The organism is Streptomyces sp. NPDC001544 (assembly GCF_042894285.1).
Taxonomy (GTDB): Bacteria; Actinomycetota; Actinomycetes; order Streptomycetales; family Streptomycetaceae; genus Streptomyces.
The window spans coordinates 164,542-180,733 of record NZ_JBIAVN010000008.1 but is presented as its reverse complement, the minus strand read 5'-3'; the positions used below and the strand labels follow the sequence as shown (position 1 = coordinate 180,733).

Annotated in this window: 19 protein-coding genes and 5 tRNA genes; 17 read left to right on the top strand and 7 right to left on the bottom strand. The window is 71.2% G+C overall.

What is annotated here, in order from left to right:
- The first annotated feature begins 11 nt into the window (after positions 1–11).
- The 6 genes from ACFY0F_RS21965 (at position 12) to ACFY0F_RS21940 (ending at position 1,327) form a co-directional block, all read left to right on the top strand.
- Positions 12–743: an HAD family hydrolase gene (locus ACFY0F_RS21965; protein WP_388796695.1), complete on the top strand. Its 732-nt coding sequence runs from the start codon at positions 12–14 to the stop codon at positions 741–743.
- 90 nt (positions 744–833) lie between these two features.
- Positions 834–905: transfer RNA gene (locus tag ACFY0F_RS21960), tRNA-Gln, on the top strand.
- Positions 906–944: 39 nt separating this feature from the next.
- Positions 945–1,017: transfer RNA gene (locus ACFY0F_RS21955), tRNA-Glu, on the top strand.
- 29 nt (positions 1,018–1,046) lie between these two features.
- Positions 1,047–1,119 (top strand) — tRNA-Glu (locus tag ACFY0F_RS21950).
- A 21-nt stretch (positions 1,120–1,140) separates the two neighbouring features.
- A tRNA-Gln gene (locus ACFY0F_RS21945) sits at positions 1,141–1,212 on the top strand.
- A 42-nt stretch (positions 1,213–1,254) separates the two neighbouring features.
- Positions 1,255–1,327: transfer RNA gene (locus ACFY0F_RS21940), tRNA-Glu, on the top strand.
- Positions 1,328–1,378: 51 nt separating this feature from the next.
- Here the strand turns inward: ACFY0F_RS21940 and ACFY0F_RS21935 are convergent.
- Complete coding sequence (locus tag ACFY0F_RS21935; protein WP_388796692.1) at positions 1,379–2,026, bottom strand: MerR family transcriptional regulator; 648 nt, start codon at positions 2,024–2,026, stop codon at positions 1,379–1,381.
- Between the two features lie 125 nt (positions 2,027–2,151).
- Here ACFY0F_RS21935 and ACFY0F_RS21930 point away from each other — a divergent pair, with 125 nt between their 5' ends.
- Positions 2,152–2,637, top strand: a complete 486-nt coding sequence (locus tag ACFY0F_RS21930) for a DUF4188 domain-containing protein (RefSeq protein WP_388796689.1) — start codon at positions 2,152–2,154, stop codon at positions 2,635–2,637.
- A gap of 88 nt (positions 2,638–2,725) precedes the next feature.
- Here the strand turns inward: ACFY0F_RS21930 and ndgR are convergent, their stop codons facing one another.
- On the bottom strand, positions 2,726–3,442 hold the full coding sequence (ndgR, locus tag ACFY0F_RS21925) for an IclR family transcriptional regulator NdgR (RefSeq protein ID WP_009320373.1): 717 nt from the start codon (positions 3,440–3,442) through the stop codon (positions 2,726–2,728).
- A gap of 189 nt (positions 3,443–3,631) precedes the next feature.
- Between ndgR and leuC the strand changes: the two genes are divergently transcribed.
- The 4 genes from leuC to ACFY0F_RS21905 all read left to right on the top strand — a co-directional run bounded on the left by leuC (position 3,632) and on the right by ACFY0F_RS21905 (position 6,962).
- Entirely contained in the window at positions 3,632–5,062 is a 1,431-nt protein-coding gene (gene leuC / locus ACFY0F_RS21920) for a 3-isopropylmalate dehydratase large subunit (RefSeq protein ID WP_388796685.1), read from the top strand.
- A gap of 6 nt (positions 5,063–5,068) precedes the next feature.
- Positions 5,069–5,662 (top strand): 3-isopropylmalate dehydratase small subunit, encoded by a 594-nt coding sequence (leuD, locus tag ACFY0F_RS21915; RefSeq protein ID WP_388796682.1) that lies wholly within the window; start codon positions 5,069–5,071, stop codon positions 5,660–5,662.
- 277 nt (positions 5,663–5,939) lie between these two features.
- A complete protein-coding gene (locus ACFY0F_RS21910) occupies positions 5,940–6,170 on the top strand; it encodes a hypothetical protein (RefSeq protein ID WP_388796679.1) in 231 nt (76 codons plus the stop codon).
- A 138-nt stretch (positions 6,171–6,308) separates the two neighbouring features.
- Positions 6,309–6,962: an HU family DNA-binding protein gene (locus ACFY0F_RS21905; RefSeq protein ID WP_388796676.1), complete on the top strand. Its 654-nt coding sequence runs from the start codon at positions 6,309–6,311 to the stop codon at positions 6,960–6,962.
- Positions 6,963–7,061: 99 nt separating this feature from the next.
- Here the strand turns inward: ACFY0F_RS21905 and ACFY0F_RS21900 are convergent, their stop codons facing one another.
- Positions 7,062–7,286: a hypothetical protein gene (locus tag ACFY0F_RS21900; RefSeq protein ID WP_388796673.1), complete on the bottom strand. Its 225-nt coding sequence runs from the start codon at positions 7,284–7,286 to the stop codon at positions 7,062–7,064.
- 9 nt (positions 7,287–7,295) lie between these two features.
- Entirely contained in the window at positions 7,296–7,934 is a 639-nt protein-coding gene (cofC, locus tag ACFY0F_RS21895; RefSeq protein WP_388796670.1) for a 2-phospho-L-lactate guanylyltransferase, read from the bottom strand.
- A 165-nt stretch (positions 7,935–8,099) separates the two neighbouring features.
- Here cofC and ACFY0F_RS21890 point away from each other — a divergent pair, with 165 nt between their 5' ends.
- The 3 genes from ACFY0F_RS21890 to ACFY0F_RS21880 all read left to right on the top strand — a co-directional run bounded on the left by ACFY0F_RS21890 (position 8,100) and on the right by ACFY0F_RS21880 (position 11,125).
- Positions 8,100–8,864 carry a lysophospholipid acyltransferase family protein gene (locus ACFY0F_RS21890; RefSeq protein ID WP_388796667.1) on the top strand — a complete coding sequence of 255 codons (765 nt, stop codon included), beginning with the start codon at positions 8,100–8,102 and terminating at the stop codon, positions 8,862–8,864.
- Entirely contained in the window at positions 8,861–9,871 is a 1,011-nt protein-coding gene (locus tag ACFY0F_RS21885) for an NAD(P)H-dependent glycerol-3-phosphate dehydrogenase (protein WP_388796664.1), read from the top strand. The genes ACFY0F_RS21890 and ACFY0F_RS21885 overlap by 4 nt, the downstream gene beginning before the upstream one ends.
- A gap of 93 nt (positions 9,872–9,964) precedes the next feature.
- Complete coding sequence (locus ACFY0F_RS21880; protein ID WP_388796661.1) at positions 9,965–11,125, top strand: D-alanine--D-alanine ligase family protein; 1,161 nt, start codon at positions 9,965–9,967, stop codon at positions 11,123–11,125.
- A gap of 19 nt (positions 11,126–11,144) precedes the next feature.
- On the opposite strand, the gene ACFY0F_RS21875 is transcribed toward ACFY0F_RS21880, so the two are convergent.
- Together ACFY0F_RS21875 and ACFY0F_RS21870 are read right to left on the bottom strand one after the other, a co-directional pair.
- Entirely contained in the window at positions 11,145–11,663 is a 519-nt protein-coding gene (locus ACFY0F_RS21875) for a DUF3515 domain-containing protein (protein WP_388796658.1), read from the bottom strand.
- A gap of 20 nt (positions 11,664–11,683) precedes the next feature.
- Positions 11,684–11,917: an Lrp/AsnC family transcriptional regulator gene (locus ACFY0F_RS21870; protein ID WP_003997603.1), complete on the bottom strand. Its 234-nt coding sequence runs from the start codon at positions 11,915–11,917 to the stop codon at positions 11,684–11,686.
- 213 nt (positions 11,918–12,130) lie between these two features.
- Here ACFY0F_RS21870 and ACFY0F_RS21865 point away from each other — a divergent pair, with 213 nt between their 5' ends.
- The gene (locus ACFY0F_RS21865) at positions 12,131–13,096 is read left to right on the top strand and encodes a thiamine-phosphate kinase (protein WP_388796655.1); all 966 of its coding nucleotides are present in this window, start codon (positions 12,131–12,133) and stop codon (positions 13,094–13,096) included.
- Entirely contained in the window at positions 13,093–13,878 is a 786-nt protein-coding gene (gene thiD / locus ACFY0F_RS21860; RefSeq protein ID WP_388796652.1) for a bifunctional hydroxymethylpyrimidine kinase/phosphomethylpyrimidine kinase, read from the top strand. The genes ACFY0F_RS21865 and thiD overlap by 4 nt, the downstream gene beginning before the upstream one ends.
- Positions 13,879–13,965: 87 nt before the next feature.
- On the opposite strand, the gene rpmB is transcribed toward thiD, so the two are convergent.
- Complete coding sequence (rpmB, locus tag ACFY0F_RS21855; protein WP_004924906.1) at positions 13,966–14,151, bottom strand: 50S ribosomal protein L28; 186 nt, start codon at positions 14,149–14,151, stop codon at positions 13,966–13,968.
- 279 nt (positions 14,152–14,430) lie between these two features.
- On the opposite strand from rpmB, the gene ACFY0F_RS21850 reads away from it, so the two are divergent.
- Positions 14,431–16,182: a DAK2 domain-containing protein gene (locus ACFY0F_RS21850; protein ID WP_388796649.1), complete on the top strand. Its 1,752-nt coding sequence runs from the start codon at positions 14,431–14,433 to the stop codon at positions 16,180–16,182.
- Positions 16,183–16,192: the final 10 nt, after the last annotated feature.

Here is a 16,192-nt window from a genome sequence, read left to right as displayed (position 1 = left end):
ACCGTCGGCTCATGAGCATCCGTGCCGTGGTCTGGGACGTGGACGACACCCTGTTCGACTACTCGACGGCCGACCGGGAGGGCATACGGGCGCACCTCCTGGCCGAGGGGCTGCTCGGGCGGTACGGGTCGGCCGAGGAGGCGCTGCGGCTGTGGCGGGAGATCACCGACGCCCAGTGGGCGCGGTTCTCCGCCGGTGAGGTCGACTTCGTCACACAACGGCGCGACCGCACCCGTGTCTTCCTCGGCAGACGGTTGACCGACGGCGAGGCCGACGACTGGTTCGCGCGGTACCTGGTCCACTACGAGGCGGCCTGGAACCTGTTCCCGGACGTGCTGCCCGTCCTGGACGCCCTCGCCGCCAGCCACCGGCACGCCGTGCTGTCCAACTCGAGCATCCACGTGCAGGAGCGCAAGCTGCGCACCCTGGGCGTGTGGGACCGCTTCGAGACCGTGTTGTGCGCCGCCGAGCTCGGGGTCTCCAAGCCGGCGGCCGGGGCGTTCCTGGCGGCGTGCGAGGCCCTGGACCTGCCCCCGCACGAGGTGGCGTACGTCGGCGACCACCCGGAGATCGACGGGCGCGGGGCCGCCGAGGCGGGGCTGCGGTCCGTGTGGATCGACCGGGCCGGCGCGTGGACCGGCGACGACGTGTCGGTCCGGCACCACCGGATCGCGTCCCTCGCCGAACTGCCCGCGCTCCTCGCTCCGGATAGTCGTTTTGGAGCCCCGTCCACCTTCAGGTAATGTTCTTCCTGCGCCGCCGGGGAGCGGGCCGAAAGGCCGGAACCGACGGAGCGAACTAGAACAAGATCCCCTCAGGGGCTTGCGTTCCAGTGGCCTATGGTGTAATTGGCAGCACGACTGATTCTGGTTCAGTTAGTCTTGGTTCGAGTCCAGGTAGGCCAGCTCGCGGAGCTCATCCGCACTGCGGATCACATCCGCAAAGCCCCCGTTGTGTAGCGGCCTAGCACGCCGCCCTCTCAAGGCGGTAGCGCCGGTTCGAATCCGGTCGGGGGTACTGGTCCTGACCCTGTCGGGATCGCTAGGGCCCCCGTTGTGTAGCGGCCTAGCACGCCGCCCTCTCAAGGCGGTAGCGCCGGTTCGAATCCGGTCGGGGGTACTGACTGGTCTAAACCATCATTGGTCTATGGTGTAATTGGCAGCACGACTGATTCTGGTTCAGTTAGTCTTGGTTCGAGTCCAGGTAGACCAGCTCGGATCTGCGGCGATGTAAGTCAACGCTTGCAAGATCCTCGCCCCCGTTGTGTAGCGGCCTAGCACGCCGCCCTCTCAAGGCGGTAGCGCCGGTTCGAATCCGGTCGGGGGTACAGCAGTTGAAGGCCCTCCACTTCGGTGGGGGGCCTTCGGTGTTCTTCCGGTCACTTGCCGCCGAACCGCCGGCGTGACTCCTCCGCCTCCGCCAGTCGGCGCAGGCTCAGCAGCACCGGTTCGTACAGCACGGTCAACGCCACCGCGGCCTCCACCTGCTCGTCCGGCGTCCCGTAGCGCTCCACCAGGTCGAGATCGGTGACCGCGATCCGCTCCATCGCGCGGGCGTACGGCTCCAAGTCCTGGGCGGAGCACGGGTAGCCGAGCCGGGAGAGTGCGGAGATCGCGGTCACCAGCATCCCGTATGCCGGTGCGGTGGGCGTCTCGCAGGTGCTGCCGTAGTTCCAGCCGAGCCGGTCCAGCAGGGCGTCCGCGGTGCGCCGCGCCGCCTCGTGCGCCGGGTCGCCCTCGTCCGGCGCCGGTCCGTGGGGGAGGGCCCACACGGCGGTGCCCAGTCGCTCGTTGCGGCCGAGGCCCTCGTCCTGCAGGGCGGCGAGCACCTCCCGGGCCGAGGCCACCGGGATCCGTCCCACCTGGATCAGTGCGCGCACCAGGCGCAGCCGCCGCAGATGCTCCTCGTCGTACTCGGCCTGCGTGGCCGTGATCCGGCGGCCGGGGTGCAGCAGCCCTTCGCGCAGGTAGTACTTGATCGTCGCCGTGGAGACACCGCTGCGCGTGCTCAGCTCCGCCAGTCGCATCCGTCTCGCACCCCTTCCTCTCGCGCTTTCCTCTTGCACCCCCCATTGGAAAGTGCCACTATCCAATCATGGATAGCGCAGCTATCCAATGATCGGGTCAGGACCGTCGGGGAGTGGGGGACGTGATGGGTGCCAAGCTGATCGAAGGACGCATGACCGCGGCGAGCGAGGGCGAGGTGGTCGTCTTCCTGATCGGGATGCGGATCAACAGCTTCACCGCGCTGCGCAGTTGGCTGCCGGTGTCCCGGGCCATGGGTCCGATGATCGCGGAGCTGTCGCGCGAGAAGGGCAGCGGACTGCTCGGTCACCAGTTCCTGCTGGGCTTCCCGCGGGTGCTGTACGTGGTGCAGTACTGGGACTCGAAGGAGAAGCTGCTCGCCTACGCGTCGGCGCCGGACAAGCGGCACCGGCCCGCGTGGGCCGCCTTCAACCGGCGGCTGCGCGAGGGGAAGGGCAACGTCGGCTTCTGGCACGAGACATACGTCGTGCAGGCCGGATCGTACGAGTCGATCTACATGAACATGCCCGAGTTCGGCCTGGGCAGGGCCACGGGTGTCGTCCCCGTCGGACGGCGGGGCGACCGGGCGGCCGACCGGCTCCGTGCCTCCTGAGCGGGTCCGCCGACCGGCGACGTGCTGCCGGGAGGGTCCTGCCGCGGCGTTGAGGCCGACCCCTCCCGGGTGACGTACGAGCCGGCGGTCAGCCCGAGCGGCGCAGGGCCTCGGAGAGGCGGGCGGCGGCGTCGATGACCGCCTGGGCGTGCATACGGCCCGGGTGGCGCGTCAGGCGCTCGATGGGGCCGGAGACGGACACCGCCGCCACCACGCGGTTGGAGGGGCCGCGCACCGGCGCGGAGACGGACGCCACGCCCGGCTCGCGCTCGCCGATCGACTGGGCCCAGCCGCGCCGCCGTACGCCCGACAGGGCCGTCGCCGTGAAACGGGCGCCCTGCAGACCGCGGTGCAGCCGCTCGGGCTCCTCCCAGGCCATCAGGATCTGCGCCGAGGAGCCGGCCTTCATGGTCAGCGTGGAGCCGACCGGGACGGTGTCCCGCAGTCCGGACAGCCGTTCCGCCGCGGCCACACAGATGCGCATGTCGCCCTGGCGCCGGTAGAGCTGGGCGCTCTCGCCCGTGACGTCCCTGAGGTGGGTGAGCACCGGCCCCGCCGTCGCCAGCAGGCGGTCCTCGCCCGCCGCCGCGGCCAGCTCGGCCAGGCGCGGGCCGAGGATGAAGCGGCCCTGCATGTCGCGCGCCACCATGCGGTGGTGTTCCAGAGCCACGGCCAGCCGGTGGGCCGTGGGTCGTGCCAGTCCGGTGGCCCCGACCAGACCCGCGAGGGTGGCCGGACCGGACTCCAGGGCGCTCAGGACAAGGGCTGCCTTGTCCAGAACGCCGACGCCGCTACTGTTGTCCATGAAACGATACTCGCGTCTCACTCTGTGAAACGCAAGTTCAATTTTCCGTGGACTGCGCCACCCTTGAACGCAGAGCGGCCCGCCGACCAACGGGCCCGGTGGCGGACGCCCAACATCTGGGGCGCGGGCAGCTGCCTCCTCAAGATCTCTAGTTGGGCCGGCGCACCTGCGCCGGCCGGAGGGAATGCGATGGGTAGGACACTCGCGGAGAAGGTCTGGGACGACCACGTCGTCCGGCGCGCCGAGGGCGAGCCCGACCTCCTCTTCATCGATCTGCACCTGCTGCACGAGGTGACCAGCCCGCAGGCCTTCGACGGCCTCAGGCAGAACGGCCGCAGGGTGCGCCGCCTCGACCTCACCATCGCCACCGAGGATCACAACACCCCGACCCTCGACATCGACAAGCCCATCGCGGACCCGGTCTCCCGGGCCCAGCTGGAGACGCTGCGCAAGAACTGCGCGGAGTTCGGCGTCCGGCTGCACCCCCTGGGCGACGTCGAGCAGGGCGTCGTGCACGTCGTCGGCCCGCAGCTCGGCCTGACCCAGCCCGGCACGACGGTCGTCTGCGGCGACTCGCACACCTCCACGCACGGTGCCTTCGGCGCGCTGGCGTTCGGTATCGGCACCTCCCAGGTGGAGCACGTGCTGGCCACCCAGACGCTGCCGATGGCCCGCCCCAAGACCATGGCGATCACCGTCGAGGGCGAGCTGCCCGAGGGCGTCACCGCCAAGGACCTGATCCTGGCGATCATCGCGAAGATCGGCACCGGCGGCGGCCAGGGCTACGTCCTGGAGTACCGCGGCTCCGCCATCGAGAAGCTCTCGATGGAGGCCCGGATGACCATCTGCAACATGTCGATCGAGGCCGGCGCCCGCGCGGGCATGATCGCCCCGGACGAGACCACGTTCGAGTACCTCAAGGGCCGCCCGCACGCGCCCGAGGGCGCCGACTGGGACGCCGCGGTGGAGTACTGGAAGACCCTGCGCACCGACGACGACGCGGTCTTCGACGCCGAGGTGGTCATCGACGCCGCCGAACTGTCGCCGTTCGTCACCTGGGGCACCAACCCCGGCCAGGGCGCGCCGCTTTCGGCATCCGTCCCCGACCCGGCTTCGTACGAAGACGCTTCGGAGCGCTACGCCGCCGAAAAGGCCCTGGAATACATGGGGTTGGAGGCCGGTCAGCCGCTGCGCTCCATCAAGGTGGACACCGTCTTCGTAGGCTCCTGCACCAACGGCCGTATCGAGGACCTGCGCGCCGCCGCTGAGCTCCTCAAGGGCCGCAAAGTCGCCGACGGCGTACGGATGCTGGTCGTCCCGGGCTCCGCGCGCGTGGGTCTGCAGGCCGTCTCCGAGGGCCTGGACGTCGTCTTCAAGGAGGCCGGCGCCGAGTGGCGGCACGCGGGCTGCTCGATGTGTCTGGGCATGAACCCCGACCAGCTGGCCCCGGGTGAGCGCTCCGCCTCCACCTCCAACCGCAACTTCGAGGGCAGGCAGGGCAAGGGCGGCCGTACGCACCTGGTGTCGCCGCAGGTCGCCGCCGCCACGGCGGTCGTGGGCCACCTGGCCTCCCCGGCCGACCTGTCCGACGCCGCCACCGTCACGCCCGCTGGAGTCTGATCAGTCATGGAAGCATTCACCACGCACACCGGCCGGGCCGTCCCGCTGCGCCGCAGCAACGTCGACACCGACCAGATCATCCCCGCTCACTGGCTCAAGAAGGTGACCCGGGACGGCTTCGAGGACGGGCTGTTCGAGGCCTGGCGCAAGGACCCGGAGTTCGTGCTCAACCGCCCCGAGCGGCAGGGTGCGACCGTCCTCGTGGCCGGCCCCGACTTCGGCACCGGCTCCTCCCGTGAGCACGCCGTCTGGGCGCTGCAGAACTACGGCTTCAAAGCGGTGATCTCCTCCCGCTTCGCCGACATCTTCCGGGGCAACTCGCTGAAGAACGGGCTGCTCACGGTCGTCCTGGACCAGAAGGTCGTGGACGCGCTGTGGGAGCTGACCGAGCAGGACCCCACGGCTGAGGTCACTGTGGACCTTGAGGCGCGTGAGGTTCGCGCGGCGGGCATCAAGGCCTCCTTCGAGCTGGACGAGAACTCCCGCTGGCGACTGCTGAACGGGCTGGACGACATCTCCATCACGCTGCGCAGCGAGGCCGACATCGCGGCGTACGAGGCGAAGCGCCCGTCCTACAAGCCGCGGACGCTGCAGGTCTGAACCAGCGCAGCCGATCCCGCAACCGAAGAGGTCGAGTTTCGGCCACCGCAACACCCGGGCCGTACCCCCGATCACCACGATCGGGGGTACGGCCTTTTCTGCACCCGAACGGCCCCGTGCCGTCCCGCCCCCGTACCCAACGGCCCACGTTAAGCGGGTGGTTGCCGGGGTATGCGTGACTTGGGACCACAGCGTTCGGGTGGCCCAGGAAGGCTGTCCGTGGCGGTAGTTGCACCCTGAGCGGGCGACAACTCGCCCCAGATGGCACAATCTGTGCATGGAACACGACGGCCAACTCCAGCTCTATACGGCGGTCGCGAACCAACTCAAGGAAGCGCACTCAAGGGTGCGCGCACTGCAAGTCCCGGAGGGCGTACGGATGGCGCTGACCCGGAAGCTGCTGGTCATTACGGCCGCGGCCAAGCACGATCTCGCCGACGCGGCAAGGCGGCTCGATCGGTTCATCGCGGACCTCGAAGCGGGGCGCATCCCCGAAGAGGACCGCTGAACAAGATCAGATCCAGCCGAGTTCGTTGCGGCACGAGGGTGATTAGCCCGTTTCGTGTTTGATTTGCGGTATATATCTGCCTAACGTGCGAAAAAGCTTGAACACTTTCGTTCTGGCGATGTCTCCGAAGGGGAAGACGTGAACAAGGCGCAGCTCGTAGAAGCGATTGCCGACAAGGTGGGTGGCCGCCAGCAGGCCGCCGACGCTGTCGACCATGTACTGGACGCCATCGTCCGCGCTGTCGTCGCGGGGGAGCGGGTCTCGGTCACCGGCTTCGGGTCCTTCGAGAAGGTGGACCGCCCCGCCCGCTACGCCCGCAACCCCCAGACGGGCGAGCGGGTTCGGGTCAAGAAGACCTCTGTGCCGCGCTTCCGCGCGGGCCAGGGCTTCAAGGACCTGGTGAGCGGCTCGAAGAAGCTCCCGCGTGGTGGCGAGGTGGCGGTCAAGAAGGCCCCCAAGGGCAGCCTGTCCGGCCCGCCGCCCACCATCGCCAAGGCCGCCGGCAAGAAGGCCGCCGCCAAGAAGGCCACGGGCGCGGCGAAGAAGACGACCACGGCGCGCAAGACGACGGCAGCCGCGAAGAAGACCACGGCCGCCGCCAAGAAGACCACCGCGAAGAAGACGACCGCCAAGACCACGGCGGCCGCCAAGAAGACGACGGGCACGAAGGCCGCCGCCAAGAAGACCACGGCCAAGAGCGCTCCGGCGAAGAAGGTCACGGCCAAGAAGGCCCCGGCCAAGAAGTCGTCCGCGCGCAAGACCACCCCCGCCAAGAAGGCCACCGCCCGCTGAGGCGCAAGGGCACAGGGCACTCACATGCCGGGCCGGACTCCCCTCGGGAGCCCGGCCCGCGGCGTGTCTCCCGGGCGCCGAGGCGCCTTCACCGGGCGCTCAGAAGGTCTGCAGCGTCACCAGCGTGATCCGCAGGCCCGCTCCGGCGCCCTCCGGTGACTGGGCCACCGGTTCGGTCTCGATCCGCACCCGCTGTCCCGGCCGCAGCAGCCGCAGCCCGCCCGCGTCGAACGCCGGCGCGTCGAAGCCCACCGGGGTGCCGTCGTCGAGCAGCACCTGCCCGCTGCGGGTCTCGGGGTCGTACGTGTACGCGGTCGCCTGCATACCGGCAGCCTACTGTCCCGGAATCAGCAGCCGCGCGGTCACCGTCGCCGTGCGGGGCCCCACCCCGAGGGCCAGGGCCGCCCGCAGGTCCTCGCCGGTGTCCACGTCCTGGCGCACCGAATCCACCGCGTCCAGCAGGAGTTCCGCGGCGCCGGACGCGCGGTGCCGGGCCCGCGAATCGAGCCCGAAATCCGGATGCAATTCCTGGCCCGGGGTCGCGGCCAGCAGGGTCGTGCCGACCTCCGCCGCATCGGGCAGAAAAGCCCGGGGGAATTCCGCGGCGGCCGACAGGACCCGGGACAATTCCAGTGGACGCAGGGCCGGCAGATCGGCGTTCAGGGCGGCCAGCGGGGTTTCCGGACGCGACGCCCGTACGACACCGGCGGCATGTGCCAGCGCCGCGTTCAGGCCGCTTTCCGGTTCGTCCGGGACGATCCGGGCGCCCAGCGCCGCCAGCTCACGGCCGGCCAGGGCGTCATTGGTGACGACCGCCACATCCGCCACCACCGGGCAGGCCAGCGCGGCAGCCACCGTGTCCTGGGCGAACGCCAGGGCCAGTCCCGGGCGCAGGCCGTCGGCGGCGGTGTCCGCCAGCCTGCTCTTGGCGCGCTCCAGGGGCTTGAGGGGTATGACCAAGGTCCACTGCACCGACGTACCGTCCCTTACTCGTTGCCCTCATTGTCACCCGGGGCTTGACGGCGGCGGGGGAAACGGGGCGTACGGTGTCCTCGACAGACCGGCGGCCTGGGGCGACACTTGTGCGGCTCCCCGGCCCTGGTGGCAGCCCTCGAGGCCCTAGAGGAAGGTGTCCGCGTGCCCCGCCGCAGAATCGGCTTCTGGTACCGCTTCGCCGCGGTGATCTGCAAACCGCCCCTGGTGGTTCTGATCAAGCGGGACTGGCGTGGAATGGAGCACATTCCGGCCGAGGGCGGATTTATCACCGCGGTGAACCACAATTCCCATGTGGATCCCTTCGCGTACGCGCACTACCAGTACAACACCGGACGGGTCCCGCGATTCCTGGCGAAGAGCGGCCTTTTCAAGAAGGGATTCGTCGGCGCCGCCATGCGCGGCACCGGGCAGATCCCCGTCTACCGCGAGTCCACCGACGCGCTGAGCGCCTTCCGGGCGGCCATCGACGCCGTGGAGCGCGGCGAGTGCGTCGCCTTCTACCCCGAGGGCACCCTGACCCGCGATCCGGACGGCTGGCCCATGACCGGCAAGACCGGCGCCGCGCGCGTGGCGCTGCAGACCAAGTGCCCGGTCATCCCGGTCGCCCAGTGGGGCTGCAACGAACTGCTGCCGCCGTACGCCAAGAAGCCGCACCTCCTCCCGCGCAAGACCCACCACGTGCTGGCCGGCCCGCCGGTGGACCTCTCCCGTTTCTACGGCCGGGAGATGACCGCGGACCTCCTGAAGGAGGCCACCGACGTCATCATGGAGGCCATCACCCGCCAGCTGGAGGAGATCCGCGGCGAGAAGGCCCCCGAGACCCGCTACGACCCGCGCCGGGAGCGGATCGAGCAGCGGCGCAGGACCCGGGCGCAGACCGGCCACGAAGAGGAGAACGCCAAGTGAGCGAGTCGGTCAAGGCGGCGGTCTTCAGTGCCGGTTCGTGGGGCACCGCCTTCGGAATGGTGCTCGCCGACGCCGGTTGCGAGGTCACCATCTGGGCCCGTCGGCCCGAGGTCGCGGACGCGATCAACCACACCCGGACCAACCCCGACTACCTGGCCGGCGTGGAGCTTCCGGAGAACCTGCGGGCCACCACGGACCCGGCCGAGGCCCTCGCCGGCGCGGACTTCACGGTCCTGTCGGTGCCCTCCCAGACCCTGCGCGAGAACCTCGCCGAGTGGACCCCGCTGCTCGCCCCCGGCACCGTCCTCGTCTCCCTGATGAAGGGCGTCGAACTCGGCTCGGCGATGCGGATGAGTGAGGTCATCGAGGACGTCGCCAAGGTGGGCCCGGAACGGATCGCCGTCGTCACCGGGCCGAACCTGGCCCGTGAGATCGCCGCTCGCATGCCCGCCGCGGCCGTCGTCGCCTGCACCGACGAGGCCGTCGCCCAGCGGCTCCAGACCGCCTGCCACACGCCCTACTTCCGCCCGTACACCAACACCGACGTGGTGGGCTGTGAACTGGGCGGCGCGGTCAAGAACGTCATCGGCCTGGCGGTGGGCATCGCCGACGGGATGGGCCTGGGGGACAACGCCAAGGGCTCGCTCATCACGCGCGGGCTCGCCGAGACCACCCGGCTCGGCATGGCCCTGGGAGCCGACCCGCTGACCTTCTCCGGCCTCGCCGGCCTGGGCGACCTGGTGGCAACCTGCTCCTCGCCGCTGTCCCGCAACCACACCTTCGGCACCAACCTCGGCAAGGGCATGACCCTGCAGGAGACCATCGCGGTCACCAAGCAGACCGCGGAGGGCGTCAAGTCCTGCGAGTCCGTGCTGGATCTGGCCCGCCGGCACGGTGTCGACATGCCCCTCACGGAGACGGTCGTCGGCATCGTGCACGAGGGCAAGCCGCCGGTGGTCGCCCTGAAGGAGCTGATGTCGCGCAGCGCGAAGCCCGAACGACGCTGAGCCACACCGCCGGCCGCGCCGCTGGGCCACCCGCGTCGCCGCGGCCCGCCGACGCTGTCTCCGGGCCCTACCACCGGGTACTCTCAACGCGATATGAGCACCGAGAACCTCCCCCAGAGCCCTGAGCAGCAGCCGTCCCGCAAGCCGCGGGTGGCCGTCGTGTTCGGCGGCCGCAGCTCCGAACACGGGATCTCCGTGGTCACCGCCGGCGCCGTCCTCAAGGCCATCGACCGGACGAAGTACGACGTCCTGCCGATCGGCATCACCAGGGACGGCCGTTGGGCGCTCACCGCCGACGAACCCGAACGGATGGCCATCACCGACCGGCGCACGCCCAGCGTCGAGGAGCTCGCGGAGTCCGGCGAGGGCGGCGTGGTGCTCCCCGTCGACCCCGCCAGCCGGGAGGTCGTGTACAGCGAGCCCGGCTCGGTGCCCAAGGCGCTCGGCGAGGTCGACGTGGTCCTCCCGGTGCTGCACGGCCCGTACGGCGAGGACGGCACCCTCCAGGGCCTCCTGGAGCTCTCCGGCGTCCCGTACGTGGGTTCGGGCGTGCTCGCCTCGGCGGTCGGCCAGGACAAGGAGTACATGAAGCGGGTGTTCACCTCCTTCGGGCTCAAGGTAGGCCCGTACGTGGTGATCCGGCCGCGTGAGTGGCAGCAGGACGAGCCCGCCGCCCGCAAGAAGATCGTCGACTTCGCCGGCGAGCACGGCTGGCCGCTGTTCGTGAAGCCCGCGCGCGCGGGTTCGTCGATCGGCATCACCAAGGTCGACGACCTCTCCGGGCTGGACGAGGCCATCGCCGAGGCCCAGCGGCACGACCCGAAGATCCTGGTGGAGGCGGCGCTGCGGGGCCGCGAGATCGAGTGCGGGGTCCTGGAGTTCGAGGACGGGCCGCGTGCCTCCGTGCCCGCGGAGATCCCGCCGCCGGACGCGCACGCGTACTACGACTTCGAGGCCAAGTACATCGACTCCACGCCCGGCCTCGTGCCCGCCCCGCTCACCGAGGAGGAGACCGCCGAGGTGCGCCGCCTCGCGGTGGAGGCCTTCGAGGCGGCCTCCTGCGAGGGCCTGGTCCGCGCGGACTTCTTCCTCACCGAGGACGGCGAGTTCGTGATCAACGAGATCAACACGATGCCCGGCTTCACGCCCATCTCCATGTACCCGCAGATGTGGCAGGCGACCGGCATCGGCTACCCCGAGCTGGTGGACCGACTGCTCCAGGCGGCGCTGCGCAGGCCGACCGGGCTGCGGTAGACATCCCCCGGCGCGGGTGTCAGGTCATGGAGGCGATCCCCTCGGGGATCGCCTTCTTCACGGACGCCGCGATACCGGTGAGGACGGCGGCGCTGTGATCCTGGCCCGCCAGCTTCTTCGGCAGGACCAGCTCGACGTAGGCCTCGCGGTTGGCGGTGGTGAGCCGGTAGGTCCCGTCGCCCTCGATCTCCATGAGCCATTCGACCCCGTTCACCCCGCCGGTCATCGCCTTCGGGTCGTTGCCCTCGGCCACCTTGGGGTCGACCATCTTGGGCGGCCGGGTGACACCGCAGCGCAGTATGATCGCCGGGCTTCCCCAGCCCGCCGTGTAGGCGGACCGGGGCTCGGGGTCGTTGCGGCTCCGTCCGTCCAGCTTCTTCGGCAGTACCCGGTGCAGGCTCCGGCACAGCCCGGCCGTCTTGGTGTCCGGGGTGGGAACCGCCATCCTGGCGCTGTCGTCGCTTGAGGAGCAGCCCGCGACGGCGATCAGCAGGGCGAGCGCGGGAAGACCGGCGGGCCGGTGACGGAAGAAGTTCACCGGCCAAGGGTAGACGGGGGCTAGAGATGCACGACCGGGCAGGTCAGGGTGCGGGTGATGCCGTCCACTTGCTGGACCTTGGCCACCACCATGCGGCCGAGGTCGTCCACGGTGTCGGCCTGGGCGCGCACGATGACGTCGTACGGTCCCGTCACGTCCTCGGCCTGGATGACTCCGGGGATCTTGCTGATCGTCTCGGCGACGGTCGACGCCTTGCCGACCTCCGTCTGGATCAGGATGTACGCCTGTACCACGGAACCTCCAGGGCGGCCACGAGGATCATGTGGGGAAAAGGAACGCCACGGTATCGCGTAGTCGGTCGTCGCGGGGAGACCTGCGCAGCGGTGCCTCCCGCGCGCCGGGGTAGGGGCACGCCGGGAGCCGGGGGTCGCCTCGGCCGTGACGGGGGCCAGGATGAAGTGTGAGCGGGTAGGCAGAGGCACAGGCAGAGAAGGGGCTGAAGGGCAATGAAGGGCACTGTGGGTGAGCTGGGTGAGTTCGGGCTCATCCGGGAGCTCACCTCCCGTCTCACCACGACCCCGGCGGTCCGGGTCGGCCCCGGTGACGACGCCGCGGTGGTCGCCGCTCCGGACCGCAGGGTGGTGGCGAGCACCGACATCCTGCTGGAGGGGCGGCACTTCCGCCGCGACTGGTCCACGGCGTACGACGTGGGGCGCAAGGCGGCCGCGCAGAACCTCGCGGACATCGCGGCCATGGGGGCCGTCCCGACCGCGCTGCTGCTCGGCCTGGTCGTCCCCGCCGAACTCCCGGTCACCTGGCCGAGCGAGCTGATGGACGGGCTGCGCGACGAGTGCCAGGTCGCGGGCGCCTGTGTGGTCGGCGGTGACGTGGTGCGCGGTGACACGATCATGGTGTCGATCACGGCGCTCGGCGACATGCGCAACCAGGAGCCGGTGACCCGGGCCGGCGCCCAGCCCGGCGACCTCGTCGCGGTGACCGGCTGGCTGGGCTGGTCCGCGGCCGGGTACGCGGTGCTGTCCCGCGGCTTCCGCTCGCCGCGGGCCTTCGTGGAGGCGCACCGGCGCCCGGAGCCGCCGTACCACGCCGGTCCGGCCGCCGCAGGGCTGGGCGCCACCGCCATGTGCGACGTCAGCGACGGTCTGATCGCCGACCTCGGGCACATCGCGGAGGCCAGCAAGGTCCGTATCGACATCCGCTCCGGCGCCATCGACATCCCCACCCAGATGAACGACATCGGGCAGGCCGTCGGCGTCGACCCGCTGCAGTGGGTGCTGAGCGGGGGAGAGGACCACGCGATCGTGGCCACGTTCCCGCCGGACGTGAAGCTGCCGGCCCGCTGGAAGGTGATCGGCGAGGTGCTGAACCCCTCGGCGCTGCCCCAGGTCACGGTCGACGGGGCGCCGTGGACCAGGAAGGGCGGCTGGGACCACTTCGGGGACATCGAGTCGTGATCCCCAGGGTCCTGACGGTGGCGGGCTCCGACTCCGGCGGGGGCGCGGGCATCCAGGCGGACCTGAAGACGATGCTGGCGCTGGGTGTGCACGGCATGAGCGTGATCACCGCGGTCACCGCGCAGAACTCGCTCGGCGTCCAGGGTGCCTGGGAGCTGCCGGTGGCGGCCGTACGGGCCCAGTACCGCAGTGTCGCCGACGACATCGGCGTCCAGGCCGTGAAGACCGGGATGCTCGCCTCGGCCGAACTGGTCGAGGCGGTGGCCGAGTTGATCGGCGGGACGGACGCGCCCGCGGTGGTCGACCCGGTGGGCGTCTCCAAGCACGGGGACCCGCTGCTGGCGGCCTCCGCGCTGGACTCCGTACGCACCGGGCTGCTGCCGGTGGCGACGGTGGCGACTCCGAACCTGGACGAGGTGGCGCAACTCACCGGAGTGAGGGTCGAGTCGGAGGGCGACCTGCGACGGGCCGCGGCGGCCGTGCTGGCGTACGGGCCGCGCTGGGCGCTGATCAAGGGCGGGCATCTGTCCGGGGACGCCGTCGACCTGCTGACGGACGGTTCCGAGGAGCACTGGCTGCGGGCGCCCCGGCACGACAACCGGCACACGCACGGTACGGGCTGCACGCTGGCCTCGGCGGTCGCGGCGGGACTCGCGAAGGGGCTGGCCGTGCCGGAGGCGGTGGCGGCGGCGAAGAGCTATGTCACCGGGGCGATCGCCGCCGGGTTCGCGCTGGGGGCGGGGATCGGGCCGGTGGACCACGGGTGGAGGTTCAGGGACTGACCCGGGCACGGCAAAAAGCCGGCCCACCTTCCGGTGGACCGGCTCCGTGCAGCGAACCAGGCAGTGGCCGCGCGCTCAGCTGTAGCGTCAGCGCGAGACCTTGCCGGCCTTGATGCACGAGGTGCAAGCGTTCACGCGCTTCGGCGTCCCGCCGACCACAGTACGCACGCGCTGGATGTTCGGGTTCCAGCGACGGGGCGTACGGCGGTGCGAGTGCGAGATGTTGTTGCCGAAGCCCGGCCCCTTGCCGCAGACGTCGCAGTTGGCAGCCACGGGTCACTCCAAAGACTTCAGATGCACTTACGGTTGATTCCCGGCATGCCGGGATCGAGATCCTAAGACCTGAGATCTTGAGTGGCGCTGCCAGGGGAATGGCCCGACCAGGATCGGGCAACCGGAGCAGCATACAACGGCTGCGCCCGTACAACGAAACTACCATGGCGGCCCGGCGGTCCTCCCCGCCTCTGCCCACCGGTCCCTTCCGGTGGACACCGGTCCGGGGTCTACGCTGCGTCCCAGGTCGAGCCCAGGTCGAGCCCCAGGGAGGCGCAGGTGGCGCAGGTGCCGCAGACATTCTTCGATGCTCTCGCGGTGCGCACCTGGTGCTCTCTGGCGCTCCGGGCGCTGGGACGCTCGCGCGAGGAGATCGACGCGATCAACGTGTACCCGGTGGCGGACGGGGACACCGGTACGAACCTGTACCTGACCCTGGAGTCCGCGGCGGCGGCGGTGGAGGCCGTGTTCGCCGGGCACGCGGCGGGGCCGGGGAGCCGTCCGGAGAGCGTCGCGGAAGGCTCCGGGCCGTCCACGGCCGATGCCATGCACGCCATGGCGCACGGGGCGCTCATCGGGGCGCGGGGCAACTCCGGGACGATCCTCGCGCAGCTGCTGCGCGGTATGGCCCAGGTGCTGGCCGCCGAGGGTGAGGAGACTCACGCCGACGGACGGGCGCTGCGGCTGGCCCTGCGGCACGCGGCCGACTCCGCCCGCCAGGCCGTGGCCCACCCCGTGGAGGGCACGGTCCTCACGGTCGCCGCGGCCGCCGCCGACGCGGCGGAGGGGGCCGGCGGCGACTGCGCGAGCGTGTCCCAGGCGGCCTACAAGGGGGCCTGTGCGGCCCTGGCGGCGACGCGGGGACAGCTCGGAGTGCTGCGGCGGGCCGGCGTGGTCGACGCCGGCGGGCGGGGGCTGGTGGCGGTGCTCGGGACGCTGGTGGAGACGTTCACGGGGGAGACCCCGGCGGCGGTGGCGGCGCACGAGCCCTACGCGCGCGTGGAACCCACCGGGCCAGGCGAACCCACCGGGCCAGGCGAACCCACCGGGACGGGGAAGCCCGTCGGGACTGGGAAGCCCGCCGGGGCCGAGGAGTGCGCCGAGGCGGGCGGGCCCGCCTTCGAGGTGATCTACCTGCTGGAGGCCGAGGACGCCGCCGTGGCCCGGCTGCGCGAGCGGCTCGACCGGCTCGGGGACTCCCTCGTCGTCGTCGGCGGCGACGGGCTGTGGAACGTGCACGTGCACGTCGACGACGCGGGCGCCGCCGTGGAGGCCGGTGTCGAGGCCGGGCGGCCGTACCGGATCCGGATCACCCACTTCGGGCTCGGGGACGTCCACACCGGGGCCGAGCGGCCGCCCAGGGAACGGGCCCAGCGCGCGGTGGTGGCCGTCGTGCCCGGCGAGGGCCTGGCCGGGCTGTACGCCGAGGCCGGCGCGACCACCGTGCTCGCCCGTCCCGGGGAGCCGCCCGCCAGCGGGGAGATCGTCCAGGCGGTGCGCCGCGCCCACGCGCGCGAGGTGGTGCTGCTGCCCAACGACGCGGAGCTGCGCGACACGGCGGCCGCGGCGGCCGAGCAGGTGCGCACGGAGGGGGTCCGCGTCGCCCTCATCCCGACCCGCTCGGCGGTCCAGGGGATCGCCGCGCTGGCCGTGCACGCGCCGGACCGGCGTTTCGACGAGGACGTGGTCCAGATGACCTCGGCGGCGGGCGCCACCCGGTACGCCGAGGTCGTCGTCGCCGAGCACGAGTCCTGGACGATGGCCGGCATCTGCCAGGCCGGCGACGTGCTGGGGCTCGTCGACGGCGACGTGGCGGTGATCGGCTCGGACGTCACCGCCACCGCCGGGACGGTCCTGGACCGCATGCTCCAGGCCGGCGGCGAACTGGTCACCATCGTGCTCGGCGACGAGGCACCCGAGGCCGTCGCCGACCACTTGGAGGCGCGCGTACGCGAGTCCTACCTCGCCGTCGACACGGTGGTGTACCGGGGCGGGCGCCAGGGAGCGCTGCTGCTCATCGGGGTGGAGTGAGCGGCCCGGC